General features: G+C 61.7%; 15 protein-coding genes and 5 pseudogenes. 7 read left to right on the top strand and 13 right to left on the bottom strand.

The window, feature by feature from the left end; all coding sequences use genetic code 11:
- The first annotated feature begins 36 nt into the window (after positions 1-36).
- Entirely contained in the window at positions 37-906 is an 870-nt protein-coding gene (locus HZ993_RS11850; protein WP_245213929.1) for a hypothetical protein, read from the top strand.
- 427 nt (positions 907-1333) lie between these two features.
- On the opposite strand, the gene HZ993_RS11845 is transcribed toward HZ993_RS11850, so the two are convergent.
- From HZ993_RS11845 to HZ993_RS11835, 4 genes and pseudogenes are all read right to left on the bottom strand, one after another.
- Positions 1334-1831 (bottom strand): aspartate/glutamate racemase family protein, encoded by a 498-nt coding sequence (locus HZ993_RS11845; protein ID WP_371816997.1) that lies wholly within the window; start codon positions 1829-1831, stop codon positions 1334-1336.
- A gap of 173 nt (positions 1832-2004) precedes the next feature.
- Positions 2005-2887, bottom strand: a pseudogene (locus HZ993_RS11840) (transporter substrate-binding domain-containing protein).
- 127 nt (positions 2888-3014) lie between these two features.
- Positions 3015-3176: a hypothetical protein gene (locus HZ993_RS24510; protein WP_245213928.1), complete on the bottom strand. Its 162-nt coding sequence runs from the start codon at positions 3174-3176 to the stop codon at positions 3015-3017.
- Positions 3158-3934: an amino acid ABC transporter substrate-binding protein gene (locus HZ993_RS11835; protein WP_245213927.1), complete on the bottom strand. Its 777-nt coding sequence runs from the start codon at positions 3932-3934 to the stop codon at positions 3158-3160. Before HZ993_RS11835 ends, HZ993_RS24510 begins: the two co-directional genes overlap by 19 nt.
- Positions 3935-4001: 67 nt before the next feature.
- Between HZ993_RS11835 and HZ993_RS11830 the strand changes: the two are divergent.
- Positions 4002-4902, top strand: a pseudogene (locus tag HZ993_RS11830) (LysR substrate-binding domain-containing protein).
- 2 nt (positions 4903-4904) lie between these two features.
- Here the strand turns inward: HZ993_RS11830 and HZ993_RS11825 are convergent.
- The 8 genes and pseudogenes from HZ993_RS11825 to HZ993_RS25015 form a co-directional block, all read right to left on the bottom strand.
- Positions 4905-6126, bottom strand: a pseudogene (locus HZ993_RS11825) (D-amino acid dehydrogenase).
- Positions 6127-6239: 113 nt separating this feature from the next.
- Entirely contained in the window at positions 6240-6902 is a 663-nt protein-coding gene (locus HZ993_RS11820) for an ABC transporter substrate-binding protein (RefSeq protein WP_209398107.1), read from the bottom strand.
- Between the two features lie 198 nt (positions 6903-7100).
- Positions 7101-7403, bottom strand: coding sequence for a hypothetical protein (locus HZ993_RS11815; RefSeq protein ID WP_209398106.1), 303 nt, complete (start codon positions 7401-7403; stop codon positions 7101-7103).
- 41 nt (positions 7404-7444) lie between these two features.
- On the bottom strand, positions 7445-8263 hold the full coding sequence (locus HZ993_RS11810) for a response regulator (RefSeq protein WP_209398105.1): 819 nt from the start codon (positions 8261-8263) through the stop codon (positions 7445-7447).
- Between the two features lie 47 nt (positions 8264-8310).
- Positions 8311-9450, bottom strand: coding sequence for an ATP-binding protein (locus HZ993_RS11805; RefSeq protein ID WP_209398104.1), 1140 nt, complete (start codon positions 9448-9450; stop codon positions 8311-8313).
- A pseudogene (locus HZ993_RS11800) lies at positions 9451-9686 on the bottom strand (PAS-domain containing protein); the annotation flags it as partial.
- Between the two features lie 332 nt (positions 9687-10018).
- A complete protein-coding gene (locus tag HZ993_RS11795; protein ID WP_209398102.1) occupies positions 10019-10642 on the bottom strand; it encodes a PAS domain-containing protein in 624 nt (207 codons plus the stop codon).
- Between the two features lie 31 nt (positions 10643-10673).
- Positions 10674-10832 (bottom strand): annotated as a pseudogene (locus tag HZ993_RS25015) (hypothetical protein); the annotation flags it as partial.
- A 1097-nt stretch (positions 10833-11929) separates the two neighbouring features.
- On the opposite strand from HZ993_RS25015, the gene HZ993_RS24500 reads away from it, so the two are divergent.
- The 5 genes from HZ993_RS24500 (at position 11930) to HZ993_RS24480 (ending at position 14402) form a co-directional block, all read left to right on the top strand.
- Complete coding sequence (locus HZ993_RS24500; RefSeq protein ID WP_245213925.1) at positions 11930-12757, top strand: pitrilysin family protein; 828 nt, start codon at positions 11930-11932, stop codon at positions 12755-12757.
- Positions 12754-13098: an insulinase family protein gene (locus HZ993_RS24495; protein WP_245213924.1), complete on the top strand. Its 345-nt coding sequence runs from the start codon at positions 12754-12756 to the stop codon at positions 13096-13098. Before HZ993_RS24500 ends, HZ993_RS24495 begins: the two co-directional genes overlap by 4 nt.
- Complete coding sequence (locus HZ993_RS24490) at positions 13098-13805, top strand: hypothetical protein (RefSeq protein WP_245213923.1); 708 nt, start codon at positions 13098-13100, stop codon at positions 13803-13805. The genes HZ993_RS24495 and HZ993_RS24490 overlap by 1 nt, the downstream gene beginning before the upstream one ends.
- On the top strand, positions 13772-14059 hold the full coding sequence (locus HZ993_RS24485; RefSeq protein ID WP_245213922.1) for a hypothetical protein: 288 nt from the start codon (positions 13772-13774) through the stop codon (positions 14057-14059). The genes HZ993_RS24490 and HZ993_RS24485 overlap by 34 nt, the downstream gene beginning before the upstream one ends.
- Before the next feature lie 130 nt (positions 14060-14189).
- Positions 14190-14402, top strand: coding sequence for an insulinase family protein (locus HZ993_RS24480; protein WP_245213921.1), 213 nt, complete (start codon positions 14190-14192; stop codon positions 14400-14402).
- Positions 14403-14698: 296 nt separating this feature from the next.
- Here the strand turns inward: HZ993_RS24480 and HZ993_RS11780 are convergent, their stop codons facing one another.
- Positions 14699-15445: an ABC transporter substrate-binding protein gene (locus HZ993_RS11780; protein WP_209398101.1), complete on the bottom strand. Its 747-nt coding sequence runs from the start codon at positions 15443-15445 to the stop codon at positions 14699-14701.
- Positions 15446-15639 lie beyond the last annotated feature (194 nt).

The following is a 15639-nucleotide window of genomic DNA, read 5'->3' as shown; positions in this document are numbered from 1 at the left end:
GCGTGCTCTGGACGGGAAGTTCTACAGCGCCGCTACGTGGCACCCAACACGGCCTACGCACGACGCTTTACGGACCAGGACATTGCCCTGCTGGCCCAGACCGACCGCGCCTTTGACACCCTCTCCGGGGCGGCCACAACCCATGTGCTGTGGCGCCAGTGGCATGTGTATGGGGACGCCCGCTTCGAGCGCCTGAGTGCCATCAGCGTTTCGCACCTGTACAACCTCAGAAACAGCGTTCGCTACGAGCGCGAGCGTGTGCACCGCAGCAAGACCACCGCGTCGCCGCGCTGCACCCAGATCGGCGAGCGACGAGCGCCAACACCGCAAGGCCATGCTGGTCACATCCGCATCGACAGCGTGCACCAAGGCGACCTTGACGGTCTCAAAGGGGTCTACCACATCAATGCAGTCGATATCGTCACCCAATGGCAGGTGGTGGTGTGCACGGAGCACATCAGCCACAGCTTTATGCGTACCGCCGTTGAGTTGCTGATCGAGCAGTTTCCCTTCAAGCTACGCGGCATCCACGCTGACAACGGTGTGGAGTACATCAACGAGCGCATGTTGGAGCTGATGGAGAACGCCCGCATCGAGCTGACCAAATCACGCCCACGGCGCAGTACCGACAACGCGCTGGTCGAAGGCAAGAATGGTGCGGTGGTGCGCAAGATGTTTGGCTTCAAACACATCGCGCGCAGCAAAGCGGGGCTGATCAATGACTTCAACCAGGAGCACTTCAACCCGCTGAACAATTTACACAGACCCAGCCTGTTTGCAAGCCTGAAGGATGACCCCAAGAAGCCTGGTCGCACCCTGAGACGCTACTACGCCCGGGATGCCCAAACCCCGCTGGAGAAGTTGGCCAGTTTGCCAGCACGCCTGCGCCACCTCAAGGCGGGGTAACGATCAAAGATTTGCTGAAGCAGGCGAACAAACAGAGTGACTTGCAAGCCGCTCAGGCTCGCAACGCCGCCTGGGAGGAACTGGCTCCAAAGCTATATGGCAAATGCGCTTGAACGTTGTGTGGCAAGTCTGTAGAGGCGGCGCAAGCGCCGCGAGCATCCGATTGAGAGATCAACGAAGTCAAAACCAGGCAATCCCGGTGATCTCGTAAACTGCCTAATCCTTAACCAATCGACTGGGCCCGAACACAGCCGCTATGCCCGCTGTTCAGGATCAAACCTGATTTGGAAAAGACTCCCTCGGCTGGGGCCGTTTGTTTAAGCGTTGTGGGGCGTTTGCGCCGGGTCATACGCACGCCGCGCCAGCGCGCGGGCTAGCAGCTGGGCCGGGTCCACCAGGTTCACTTGCGGCATGCCGCTCAGGCTCTTCAGCGCCAGCGGTATCTCGGTGCAGCCATGATCAAGGTACCCAGGTTGTGGCGCAGCGCCAGGCCCCGCGCCACCGACTCAAAGCACAGTTGAGCCAGCGCCAGGTCGCCCGTTTTCACACCGCTGTAGATGCCGTACATCAGGCGTTCACATTCGCTCACTTCGGGGATGTGGCACACCACCTCTTGCTCCAGCGCTTTGGCATACAGGCCGGAGCGGTAGGTGCCGTCGGTGGCCAGCAGGCCGACTTCGGTGATGCCGTCACGCGCCAGTGTGCGCGCCACTTCGCGCGCCACGTGCAACACTTCCAGTTGTGGGAAACGTTGCTGCAATTCACCGTGCCAGGCGTGTGCGGTATTGCAGGCCACCGCCACACTGGTGGCACCCAGCGCCGCCAGTTTGCCCATGGCCTGGAGCATGGGCTCCAGCGGCTGGTGGCCACCAAAACCGGGCAGCTCCAGCGCCGCACTGCGGTCGGGAACCGGGGCCTGGGCCAGCCAGTGTTCGGGAAGGCCTGGTCCGTCACGGGGATGTGCAGGGCCTGCATCTGGTCCGCACAGGCCTGCACAAACAGGCGCGCAAAGTCGGCACCCGCGGCCGGGCCCATGCCCCCAGGATGCCCACGATGCGTGTGCGGTGCATGGCTGTCGTTCCAGATGGCATGGCGTGCTCAGATGGCGGGTTTGTCGCTGAGGGCCTTGAGGTTGTCCTTGAGTTGCTGGCTCATGGGCAGGTTCAGGTTCACGCCCTTGGGCACGATGGCCGACTCAAACCACTTGGTGTACAGCTTGCTGAATTCGCCGGACTTCATCAGGCGGGTGATGGTGCCGTCCACCAGTTTCTTGAACTCGGGGTCATCCTTGCGCAGCATGCAGGCATAGGGCTCCACTTGCAGTGAATCACCCACCACCACCAGAGACTCGGGGCTCTTGGGTTGGCGCGCAGGCCAAACAGCAAAATGTCATCCATGGCAAAAGCTACGGCGCGGTCGCTCTCCACCAGCAGCAGGGAGTCGTCGTGGTCCTTGCCCAGCAGCACGTTCACCTTCAGGTCTTTTTCGGTGGTGTATTTGCGCAGCACCATGGCATTGGTGGTACCTGCCGTGGTTGCCAAGGTCTTGCCCGCCGCGTCGGCGTAGTTCTTGATGCCGGATGTGGTCTTGGTCAGCAACCGGGTGCCGGTGTAGAAGTGGTTGATGGCAAAGGCCACGTCCTTGGCGCGGGTCGAGTTGTTGGTCGTGGAGCCACACTCCAGGTCAATGGTGCCGTTCATCAGCAGGGGATGCGGTTTTGTGAGGTCACGGGCTGGTAGGCCACTTCCAGGTTGGGCTTCTTCACCGCCTTGCGCACGTCGTCAATGATGGCCTCAGTCAGGTCCACCGAAAAGCCCACGGCCTTGCTCTGCCCTATGAGGTAACTGAACGGCACCGACGACTCGCGGTAGGCCACGTTGATCTTGTTGGCGTCGGCCACTTTCTTCAGCGTCTGTGCACCGGCGGTGCTTGCCAATGCCGTTGCCAACAGTGCGGCGGTCATGGTGATGGAGAGTTTCATACAGGTCCTTCTGGGTGGTTGGGTTTGGGGTTTAAAGGGCTCTTCAAAAATCACAATTTCAGTGTAGGAGTTGTCGCAGTTTTTGCACCATTCCTTCTTTCGCCGGGGCCATAACAAAAACTCATGGTCACTCGCCGATGTCGGCCACCTTGTCGCTGGGGTACTTGAAGGAATCGCGCAGCATGGCTGGCATGGGCAGCGCAAGATTGATGCCCTTGGGCGGAATGGCTTCTTCAAACCACTTGCGGTACAGCGGTTTGATCTCGCCACTCAGGATGATGCGGCGCATCTCCGCATCCACCAGCTTTTGAATGCTGCGTCGCCCTTGGGTAACACGATGGCATAGGGCTCGATGCTCATGGATTTGCCAATGACCTTGAAGGACTCGGGCTGGCCCGAGTTGGCACGCAAGCCATACAACAACACATCGTCCATCGCAAAGGCCGAGGCCTTCTTGTCACGCACCATGGCAAAACCCTCGGCATGGTCCTGTGCCTCCAGCACCTGCAGCCGCAGCACCCGCTCCTTGCCCACACGCTCCAGTGTCTTGATGTTGGTGCTGCCCTTGGTGGAGACCACGGTTTTGCCCTGCAGGTCTTCCAGTGTGTTGATGCCCGTGTCGGTACGTACCAGCAGGCGTGAGGCAGAGATGAAGTGGGCGATGGTGTAGTCCACCTTGGTGCGCCGCTCGGCCGTGTTGGTGGTGGAACCACATTCCATGGCTGCCAAGCCGTCGGCGATGGCACCAATACGCGTGGCCGAGGTGACGGGCAGGTAGCGCACTTTGATGCTCGGTATCTTCAGCTCACGCTCCAGGGCGCTGACTACTTTGGCGCACAGGTCCATGGCATAACCCACGGGCTGCCCGTTGCTGTCCAGGTACGAGAACGGAATGGACGTATCCCGGTGCGCAATCACGATTTCTTGGGTGGCGCGGATGCGGTCGATCTGGCTGGCGCCAGTCCAGGCTGGTAACAACAGGGTGATGCACAGCGCACCAAGCTTGGGCATGTGGACGGCGTGTGAACGCAAGAATGAAAGTTTCATGGGAATCTCCGGTGGAATGGTGGGATCAGGGGACTTGGGCAGGAAACTTTGTAATAAGCTCAGACCCATGCGCCTTCGCCACATTGAAGTCTTTAACGCCGTCATGCTGACGGGCAGCGTCAGTTCTGCCGCTCGCCTGATCAACGTGACCCAGCCCGCAGTGAGCCGCATCCTGGCGCACGCGGAATTGCAGTTGGGGTTTGCGCTGTTCCAGCGGGTCAAAGGGCGCTTGACGCCCACCACCGAGCGCAGGCCCTGTACCCGCACATTGCACGCCTGTTTGCCCAGCTGGACGAAGTGCAGCGCCTGGCCACCAGCCTGCGCAGGGCGAGGGTGATGGCGAGTTGCATGTACTCAGCGTGTTGGCGCTGAGTTACGAAATACTGCCCCGTGCCTTGAAAATGTTCCGCGCCCAACACCCCAAGGTGGTGGTGACGATTGAGTCGCTGCACTCCCCGCAGATCGTGTCCTCGCTGGTCTTGCAAGAGGCCGATGTGGGCTACGTCTTCAGCGTCGGGGCCACCCTCGTTGGAGCCGCAGCATCTGGCGGAAGGCAGCATGGTCTGCGTGGCACCCAAGGGTATGTTGGGCGCTGCGCTGGTCGAGCGGGGCAGTGTGGGGCTGACTGATCTGCTGGACATACCGGTGGTCAGCCTCGATGTGGGTGACCCGGTGGGCGTGAGCCTGAGCCAGGCCTGTAGCCAGCTGGGGTGGGCCTGCAGTCTGCTGTACGGGTGCAGACCTACCATGCCGCCCTGGCCTTGGCCCACCATGGACTGGCTGTGGCGCTGGTGGATGCCTGCACCGCCATCTCGGCCGACCACAGCCGGGTGGACGTGTTGGTGCTGGAGCCGCAGATCGTGATTCCCATTGTGGCGTTGCGGCCCATCAACCGCCCCAGCTCCCTGCTGGCCACCGCCATGACGCGCTGCGTGCAGCAAACGGTGGTGCAGGCCTTGGGCGGCTGACGTCATGGGGTGGGTGTTGTCACCAGGAGGTTGACCACCTGCTGGGCCGTGCCAAAGGCCAGGGTCAGCCCCAACGCACCGTGCCCGGTGTTGACCACCAGGTTGTTGGGTCCGCCCGTTTGCACACCCACGATGGGGAGTCCGGTAGGTGTGGCCGGGCGCAGGCCCGCCCAAGGACTTTCGGGTTTACTGGTCTGCAAGGCAGGGAAGAGTGCTTGCGTGCTCTGGCGCAGGCTGTCTGTCGCTTGGGTGCGCACGCTGCGGTCATGGCCCACCAGCTCGGCCATACCGGCCACCCGCAGCCGCGTCCCAATGCGGGCAAACACCACCTTGCGTGCGATGTCCGTCACATTGATGTATGGCGCTGCGTGTTCGGGCGCCTCTGCAATATCCAGTGTCATGCTGTAACCCTTGATGGGGTACACCGGTAAGCGCACGCCTACCGTGCGGGCCAGCTGCACACTGTCGCTGCCCAAGGCCAAAACAAACTGCGCGGCCGCAATGGCGTGGGTGGCTGTGCGCGCCGCCACGATGCGCTGCTGCCGTGTCTCCAGCGCGGTTACTGCATGGCCCAACACAAACTGCACACCACGGGCGCGCAGCAGGCGTTCCAGCACCTGGCACAGCAGGCAGTCCACCGCACACTCCGACGGCGTATACACCGCTCCGGCTATGTGTGACTGGTAGCTGGCCAATGCAGGCTCCAGCTCACAGCTCTGCTGGGCGCTGATGGCGGACTGCTGGCTGCCCAAGGACGTCTGCAATGCCACCTGCTTTGTGCCGCCGCAAAACTCTTGGCATCGGGGTAGAGCACCAGCTTGCCGGTGCTGGAGAAGTCGCAGTCGGGCTGCTCCAGCGCGCGCATACGGTCCAGGCCCTTGCGGCTCAGGGCTGCCAGTTGTAACAGTTGGGCGGTGGTGCGGGCCGATGCTTTGGTATTGCAGGCCCGCATAAAGGCAATCCCCAGCGCCACTGCGCAACATCCCACTGCGGGCGTATCTTCAGCGGGGAGTCGCTGGCGAGCAGCAGCCGGGGCAACTGCCCCCAGATGGAGGCATCGGCCAGGGGTTGCACGTAGCTGTAGCTCAGTTGCGCGCCGTTTCCACCGCTGGCACCGGCCCCGGGCGTCGCCTGGTCGACCACGGTCACCTGCAGACCCTGGCGGTTGAGTTCATACGCCGTGGCCAGTCCCACAATGCCAGCCCCTAAAACACACACATCCATCACGACTCCTGTTTGATGCTTGCACTGTAAAAAGCCTGACCGCTTTTGAACAATGCTTTTGGCACCAGCGGCCATGATCAAAAGTTATGTGCTGGAGCTGTATAGGCCCGGGCTCACTGCAGATCCCACTGGTCCAGGATCCTTTTGTAGACGCCGTTGTCCTGTATGGCTTTGAAGCCCCGCTCGAATAGAGGGTGGAAGGGGTTGTTCTTGGAAAAGCCGACATGGGAGGCTTTGGGGAACCGCAGGCTGCTGATCTTGATGTCGTTCTCGATGCTCAGCTTTCTGGCCATGGCCGAGACGACACTGGTATCGATCACCACCCCGTCGTTGCGCCCGGTCGCCGCTTTGCGCAACAGAAACTCATACGTTTCGCCGGATGTGGTGACAGATTCCTTGCGAAAGGTGCTGGCCTCGTCAAACTCCTTGCTGATGGCATAACCCTGGCCCACACCGATGGTCATGCCATCGAGGTCTCGCAGGGTGCGCACATCTTTGCTGACATGTTTCGAAAACACAACCACATTGCCGCGTGTGCGCAAGCTGCTGCCCAGGGTGTACTTTTCGTCCCGTTCTTTGGAATACACCATGGGGATCACCGCATCCAGCTGGTTGTATTCCAGCAAATGCAGACACCGGCTCCAGGGAAACATGTCGAACTGCACCTCCACACCAACGGCCTTCATGGCCGCGGCCACCAGCTCCACGTCAACCCCAATGGCTTTGCCGTATTTGATGGACGCCGATGGCAGGTAGTCCTCGAATCCCACACGCATGACCTTTTGTCCTGGGCGGTGGCCGAGGCGCAGATGCACACGAGAGCCATGAACAGCACACACCATTTCTTCATGTTCATCTCCTGATCAACAGCGTGCAGCATGCACGGCGGATGCAGGAAATGTAGAGAAACCGGCAGTGATTGAACAATGCCGATGGCCAGGGTGGCCATGATCAAAAGTTATGCCTGGGCGCTGTTACCCAAAGGCCGATCTATTGCGCAAGGCGGCCAGCAGGTGGTCGCACAACACGGCACCCCGCGCAAAATCAAAATCCCGTACGGCCTGGTCCAGTTCCGCGAACCCCTTTGCACCCGCGGCCAGACCCGCAGCCTGCACGCGGGCATGCACGTCCAGCGCTTTCAGGTCGGAACGGGCCAGCAGGGATTGCAGTTCGTCCAGGTCGGCCAGCAGGGCTGTGCTGTCTGACTCTTCGGGAGGTGGTTCGCTGTTGGTCGCAGATTGGGCCAGCGCAGCGTAGTGCTGGACCAGTGGTGCCATGGCCTGCAGGGTGCCGGCCACAGCTTCGCCAAAGCGGGTGCTCAGCGCGGCGCACTGGGTGCATCCAGGCCGCGTTTGACATCGGCTTCGGCCGCAGCAGCAAACGCTCCCAGGTAGACGGCGCCCACAGTCGCAGATACACCCTTGAGGGTGTGCAGCAACCGCCCCGCCGCCGCCAGGTCACCACCGTCTAGCAGGCTGGTGAGTTGTGCCGGTTGGTCTGCCAGTTCGTCCAGGTAAGACCGCAAAATGGATGCGTAAAGGCCGGATTTACCGTCCAGCCGGGCCAGGGCACTGTCGGGGTCTACGCTGTCCACTGCGGGAAGTGTGGCCGCAGTGGACGCTGCGGACGGGCCTGTTGCACTGCTCGCCGCGGGGAATGCCAGGCGCGGAATGGCCGAGCCGGGCTTGCTGCGGCGCGTGTGGTTTTGCAAAACCTCGACCAGGTGGGTCAGGTCAAAGGGTTTGCCCACATGGTCGTCCATGCCACAGCGCAGACAGGCCTCGCGGTCCGAGGCCATGGCGTTGGCGGTCATGGCAATGATGGGCAGGCGGGTCAAGCCCAGCTCCTGGCGGATCAGCTGTGTGGCGGCATATCCATCCATCACTGGCATTTGAATGTCCATCAGGACCGCATGGAAGGGCGGGTCGGTGCAGGCCACCGCATCCACGCCCAACTGCCCGTTGGCAGCAATCACCACATGGGCTCCTTCACCACTCAACAACTCGCGTGCCACCTGCTGGTTGATCAGGTTGTCTTCCACCACCAGCAGGCGCATGCCCTCCAGACGGCCCACGCGGTCGGCGCGGCTGCGGGGTTTGGTGCGCAGGTTGCTCACCCCGGCGCGGGCGTCTCCCACGGTGTCATACAGCAGGGAGGCGGTGATGGGTTTGATCAGGAAGGCGTTCAGATACGACTGTTCCTGGGGCTGCGTTGGGACAACATGTCACGCCCATGGGCTGTCACCATTACCGTGATGGGGCTGATGGCCTGGGCCCCCATCTGGCGCATGTGGGCAATGGTTTCCCAGCCGTCCATTCCGGGCATCAACCAATCCATAAAGACCGCATCGTAGGGCGCCTGCATGGCCATGGCGCGCGCCCGCAGACGTGACAGGGCCTCTGGCCCGCTGTGCGCCACGTCGGCCTGCCAGCCCCAAGACTGGCACATGGACTGCAGCAGCGCGCTGGCCACCGGGTTGTCGTCCACCACCAAGACCTGCATGGGGCTGGGCACACGCACCGGTATGGGCTCGGGGTCGCCCGGTACAGCGTCGGCGCGGGCCAAGGCGATGCTGAAATGGAAGGTGCTGCCGTGGTCGAGCTTGCTGTCGATCTGCAGGTCACCACCCATCAGCTCCACCAGCCGCCGGCAGATGGACAGGCCCAGCCCGGTGCCGCCAAAGCGGCGTGTGGTGGAGGCCTCGGCCTGCATGAAGCCGTCAAAGATATGGTCCAGGTTCTCGGGTGCAATGCCAATGCCGCTGTCGCGCACGGCAATACGCAGGCAGGTGTGCTGCGCGGTTTGCTCCAGCACCTGAACTGCACCACCACTTCGCCATGGTGGGTGAACTTGATGGCGTTGCCGCCCAGGTTGATCAGCACCTGTTGCAGGCGCATGGCATCCCCACCATGATGTGGGCAGTGCCGGGTCAATGTCAAACAACACTTCAACCGGCTTGCTGCCCACATTGGCCGAGAGGATGACGGACAGGTCGCGCAGCAGGCGGTCCATGCGAAACGGCTGCGGGTCCAGCGCCATCTTGCCGGCCTCGATTTTGGAAAAGTCGAGCACATCGTTGAGCAGGCCCAGCAGCGACTTGGCCGCACCCTCGGCCTTGGTCGCGTAGTCCAGCTGGCGGGTGGACAGCTCAGTGTTGTGCAGCAGCTTGAGCATGCCCAGGATCGCGTTCATGGGGGTGCGGATCTCATGGCTCATGTTCGCCACAAACTGGCTCTTGGAGCGCGAGGCCTCTTGTGCGGCCTCCGTGGCACGGGTTAGTTCGGTGATGTCGGAATAGGTGGTGACAAAACCGCCGTCCGGCATGGGTGCACCGCGTATTTCCAGGGTTCTGCCATCGCCCGCTGGCGCTGGAAGCGGTGGGCTTCGCCCAGGCGTGCGCGGTCGACAATCTGTTTGACGATAGCGTCTTGGTCGCCCGGCCCATACTCGCCGCGCGCCGCATTAAACCGGATGATGGACTCGAAGGTGGTGACCTCGCCCGCAAACAGCGTATCGGGGAAGTCCAGCAGGGCGCGGAACTGCGGGTTGTCCACCACCATGTTGAGCTTGCTGTCCATCACGCTCAACCCCACCGGGATGTTCTCCAGGATGTTCTTCATCAGCACGTTTTTCTGCCGTACCTCATCCTCCAGTTTGTGGCGCTGGGTAATGTCCTGAAAAAATACCCACCAGGCGTATGCGTTTGCCGTCGCGGTACTCGGCTTCTGCCGCGCAACGCACCCATATGCGCCGGGCCATGGCGGTAATCAGTGGCAGCTCCAGGTCCCAGGGTTTGCCGGTCCGCTTGGCGTTGTCAATGGCTGCCGTAATCTGGTCGCGGGCCTCGGGTGCAAAAAGGCAATGGATTCTTCCAGCGTTGGTTTGTAGCCATTCACCACGTCATGGATATGGCAGGTCTGGTCTGACCAGGTGATGCTGCCCTGGTCCAGGTTGTATTGCCAGCGGCCGATGCCGGCAATACGTCCCGCGCGAGCCAGAAAAGCCGCACTGTCGCGCAGGCTGGCCGCCTGTTCCTCGCGTTCGGTGTTCCCCTGTTTGGTCTCGGAAATGTCCAGGGTGATGCCGTAAATCCATTCCGGCTTGCCGTCTGCGGTGCGGGTGCAGACCCGCCCCGGGTCAGATGCCAGTCCCAGTGGCCATCCCGTCGGCGCACGCGGCCTTCAAATTCATAGGTGTCGCGCGTGCCCGCCAGGTGTTCCTGCAGGTTCTGGCTGGCGATGGCCAGGTCGTCCGGGTGTACACAGTCGCGCCACACCTTGTTGGGGTCTGCGGCCACTTCGTCCAGCCGGTAGCCCAGCATTTCGGCCCAGCGCGCGTTGACGAGGGCCTGGTCCGTTTGCAGGTTCCACTCCCAGGTGCCCGCGCGCGTGCCGCTGATGATGTTGTTCAGGCGATTGCGTTCCACATCCAGCACCTGGTGCGCCCGTTTGTTGGCCGTGATATCGGTGCGGATGGAGATGTATTTTTCTATGCCCTTGTCGCCAAAAAGGTGCAATAACCGTGTCCACCCAGTAGGGTGACCCATCCTTGGCGCGGTTGCACACTTCACCCCGCCAGACATACCCACTGGAGATGGTTTTCCACACTGTGTCCCAAAAGCCCTCGGGCTGCACATCGGACTTGATGATGCGGTGGTTCTGCCCGACCAGCTCGGCATTGCTGTAACCACTGACCTGGCTGAACATGTCGTTCGCGTGGGTGATGCGGCCTGCCGTGTCGGTGATGGACACGATGGCGTACATGTTGATGGCTTCCATCAAGGTCTGGGACTCGCGCAGCGACTCCAGCCGTCCGATTGCGCCTGGCGGCGCTCGCTGTCCATGCGGGCCAGGTTGGCCTGCGTTTGTGCCAGCAAGCCCAGCACACTGGTCTCGCGCCCCGGGTCCACCACAATCGGCGTGAAAAGTCGCCCTGGCCTATTTTGGTGATGTGGGCGTGCACCTTGTCCAGCGGCCCCAAGGTGGCGCGCAAAGCCCAGCGGGTGCGCACCAGCATGGCCAGCAATGTCAGCCCACACAGGATCAGCGCATACCGCAGGTAGGAGGCCCGGTCCTGGGCCGCTTGTACATCCTGCTGCGTGCGTTCTTCCACCATGGTGGTGAAGTCGGCAATCGGACGCATGATCCGGCTCTTGACCTGGTGGTAGTTGGCATCAAACACCATGGACAAGGCCTTTGCGCGGCTGGCCGCGGCTTGCGGGCCCTGTATGTCCATCAGCGCCATGGCCGCGAGCTCCAGGTGGGTGAGCCCATCGGAGTTGGCCTTGGCCAGGGCCAGTTTTTCGAATTCTTCTGCGGTAAATCCAGCCTGGCGCATCAGGTCGAGCAGGCTGACGGCCGGGCCGGTGGTGAATTGGGTGCCCCGCTCTAGCTGTTCGTTCCAGTACAGCTGGTTGTAGTTCACTGGGCGGGGCTGGAGACCATCACGCACCGCCAGGATGTCCTGAAAACGCTTCTTGTAGGTGGTATCACCCGTGGCCACGTAACTGCGCACCATACGCGTCAGCTCGTCGGAGGACAGCCGCAGTTCGTCGGCCAGCCGTACCGAGCGAAAGCGCAGCGCATGGGCTTCATCCACCTTGTGCTCCAGCGCGGTGTAAAAGAACAGCACCGCCATAGCCACCACCAGGCTCGCCGTGAACCAGACGTTGCGGGAAAATGGGGACCGTTGTAGGGGCATTGGCGCAGCCGTTACGGGCGGATGGGGGTGCAATGCATTCTACGCACACTGTTCCTTGTGCCGTGGCTGCTAAGCTCGCACGGTCACACACAATGGAAAACCCATGGTATTGAAGCTCATCCGAAATCTGTGCACCGTCGGCGCCCTGCTGGTTTGCACCTGGCCGCACACGCGGCCCTCAATTTGTCCGACCCTGCCGGTGGGGCCCCAGGTCCTGGTCGGGCAGTTGCCCAATGGTCTGACCTATTACATCCAGAAGAACAGCCGCCCTGAGAAACGGCTGGAGCTGCGGTTGGCGGTCAAGGCCGGGTCGATTTTGGAAGACGAGGACCAGTTGGGCCTGGCCCATGTGGTGGAGCACATGGCCTTCAACGGCTCCACCCACTTCAAGAAACACGAGCTGGTGTCGTACCTGCAGTCCATCGGCCTGAAGTTTGGCGCCGACCTGAACGCCTACACCAGCTTCAACGAGACGGTGTACATCCTGCCCATCCCCACGGAAAACCCGGAGAACGTCAACAAGGGGTTTCTGGTGCTGCAGGACTGGGCCCAGGGCGTGAGCTTCAACGACGCCGATACCGACCAGGAACGTGCCATCGTGCTGGAAGAGTTGCGCCTGGGCAAGGGTGTGCAGGACCGCATGAACAAGGTCTTGTTGCCCAAGATTTTCAGCGGCTCGTTGTACGCCCAGCGTCTGCCGATTGGCACCGAGGAAAGCCTCAAGGGTTTTAGCCATGACGCCATCAAGCGCTTCTACAAAGACTGGTACCGCCCCAACCTGATGGCCGTGGTGGTGGTGGGCGATATCGAGCCCGAAGCCGCCCGCGCGCTGGTGGAAAAACACTTTGCCGGCCTCAAAACCCCGAGAACGAACGCCCCCGCCTGTACCCCAGCATTGCGGGGCGCAGTGAATCCGAAGCAATCGTCGTGACGGATAAGGAAGCCACTACCAATGCGCTGATGATTCGTTACCCGGTGCGGGACGCCAAGGCGGTGTTGACGCTGGGTGACTACCGCGAGTCGCTGGTGGAAGGTTTGTTTGGAACCATGCTGGGCCAGCGTATGCAGGAGCTGACCCAACAAGCTGCGCCCCTTTATTGGCGGCGGCAGTGGGGTGGGGCGCCTGGTGCCGGGATACCGTGCCTTCAGCTCCAGTGCCCTGCTGGGTCGCCAAGGGTAGGGCCCGCTGTGGACGCCCTGGTGCAAGAGAACGAACGGGCCAGGCAGTTCGGGTTTTCGGCCGCAGAGCTGGAGCGCAGCAAAAGAGCCTGATGCGCACGGTGGAGCAGGCCTATGCCGAGCGCGAAAAGACCGACTCCGCACGTTACGCCGCCGAGTACCTGCGCAACTTCCTGGAGCAGGAGACCATTCCGGGCATCCACAACGAGTTGGCCTACACGCGTGAGCTGCTGCCCACCATCACCTTGGCGGACGTGAATGGCTTTGCGCAAACCATCATTCCCGCAACAGCGGCCAAGCTGGTGGCCTACACCGGCAGCGACAAGCCCGAAAACCCCACGCCCACCGCGCCCCAGTTGCTGGACAGCGTAGCCCAGGCCGAACAACGTACGGTGAGTGCCAAGGTCGAGAAAGCCGTGGCCACCCAGATTCTGAGCCGGCTGCCGACGGCTGGCAGCATCGTGGCCGAGCGCCACAACCCGGCCTTGGGCACCACCGAGCTGGACCTGTCCAATGGGATCAGGGTTTTGCTCAAACCGACCGATTTCAAGAACGACGAGATCCTGCTGGGCGCCAACCGGTTTGGCGGGCAGTCGCTGTACGGCCAGGCCGACATGTACAACGCGGCCGTGGCCAGTGTTGTTGTCAGCGCCATGGGTCTGGGCGAGTTTGCCCCACCGACTTGCAGAAGATGCTGGCGGGCAAGGTGTTGTCCGTTAATGCCGGTCTGGGTGGGTTCAACGACTACGTCAGTGCCTCGTCCAGCATGGCCGACCTGGAAACCATGTTGCAGCTGCTGAGCCTGAAGTTTGGCCCCACCCGGCTGGATGCAGACCTGTACCAGTCTTTCGTGACCCGTATGCAGGATGCGGCCCGCAATGCCATGGCACGACCCGAGGCCGTGTTCTCGGACACGCTGCAAACCACGCTGTTTAATGCCCACCCGCGCCTGCAGTTGACCCCACGGCCCGAGAACTTCAGCCAGCTCAACTTGGAGCGCATGCGCAGCATTTACCAGGAGCGGTTTGCCAGCGCCAGGGCATGCATTTTGTGATGGTGGGTAGCTTCAGCGTAGACGCCGTCAAGCCGCTGCTGGCGCGTTACCTGGCGAGCCTGCCCACGCCGGACATCCCCACCACCTACCAGGACCTGGGCATTCGCCCGGTCACGGGTGTGGTGAAAAAGTGGTACGCGCTGGCAGCGAACCCAAGAGCCAGGTCTCCATCAGCTTCACCGGCGACGCGCCGTATTCCGATGAAGAACAATTGCGCCTGAACGCCGTGGTGGAGGTGCTCAATATCCGCATCATCGACATACTGCGGGAGAAGCTCACACTCATCTATGGCGGCAGCATGCGGGCGGCCTGGTGCGTACACCGTACCCGCACTACCACCTGACCTTGACCCTGCCCTGCTCACCCGACAACGTGGACAAGGTGATCACCGCGGCCATGGCCGAAATCCAGCTCTTGCAAGAGGCGGGGTGGACGCCGCAGACTGGGCCAAGGTCAAGCAGAACTGGTTGACCAACCACCGCAAAACCTGCGGGAGAACAGCTTCTGGGCGGGGCGCCTGCAGTCAGCCGCGCTGTATGGCACGGACCCGGCCACGGTGCTGGACTATGAGAAACAGCTAGACGCCATCACGCCAGAATTGTTGCAGGCGGCTGCCAAGCGTTACCTACAGCGCGGCAACTATGTGCAGGTGGTGCAATACCCCAAACAGTAAGCCCCCCACGCTCCACCGCTGCGCGGGTCACTGGTACTTCTTGTTGATCCGGTCGGTGGTGCCATCTTTGGCCATGGCCTTGAGCGTGGCATTGAGTTTGGAATGGTGTCGGCCGGCACCGACAGGTTGCAGGCCAGGTAGAGCTCGGTCTGTTTGAACTCCAACAGTGGCTTGATCTTGACGTTTTTCTTGGCAGCGAAGTAGGGGCCGTTCTGGCTGCCGGTGGCCCACAGGTCGATGCGGCCGCCTTCGAGCTTCTTGGCATTTTGGTCGTCGTAGTACGACTCGTCCACGTTGAATTTCAAGGCCTTCAGGTACAGCGCCACGGCGTCACCCCGGTAACCACCGATCTTGAACTTGCGGGCGTCGTCGAAGCTGTCGAGCTTGATGGTGCTGTTGGCCCTGGCAAAAACACCCAGTTGCTGGAGGCGACTGGCCCCACCCACAAAAGTCTTTTCGCGCTCCTCGGTGCGGGTGGTGGAGTAGACGCAGGTGTCTTTGTCGGTGCGCGCCATGGTAATGGCCCGCATCCACGGGTACAGGGTGATGGTGTGCTCCAGCTTGGCGCGCCTGAACATTTCCTGCACGGCTTCGGTCGCACTGCCCACCACCGTTTTGCCATCGTCGGCCGCGAAGTTGAAGGGCGGCGCATCTTCCGTGGTGACGACCAATCCCCCGCGCAAGCGCCAGCAGACCACAACAAGCCAACACACAGCAGCGTTTTCATGGTCACATCCTCGTTCAAGACGGACAAAACCGATGGGGACCTGGAAAATCATGCTAACAGTTCAGGCGCGCTGTAGCAAATGAAGCACAGGGCGCAAAGTCACCGTGCAGCTAGCGTTTACCTGCATATACACCGCCGACCGCCCTACCCACAATGTTCGTAAACCCCGTTTGAACGGAC

Origin of the sequence: Rhodoferax sp. AJA081-3 (genome assembly GCF_017798165.1) — a bacterium.
Classification (GTDB): domain Bacteria; phylum Pseudomonadota; class Gammaproteobacteria; order Burkholderiales; family Burkholderiaceae_C; genus Allorhodoferax.
The sequence above is the reverse complement of the archived record's forward strand: the minus strand, read 5'-3'. Positions and strand labels throughout refer to the sequence as shown.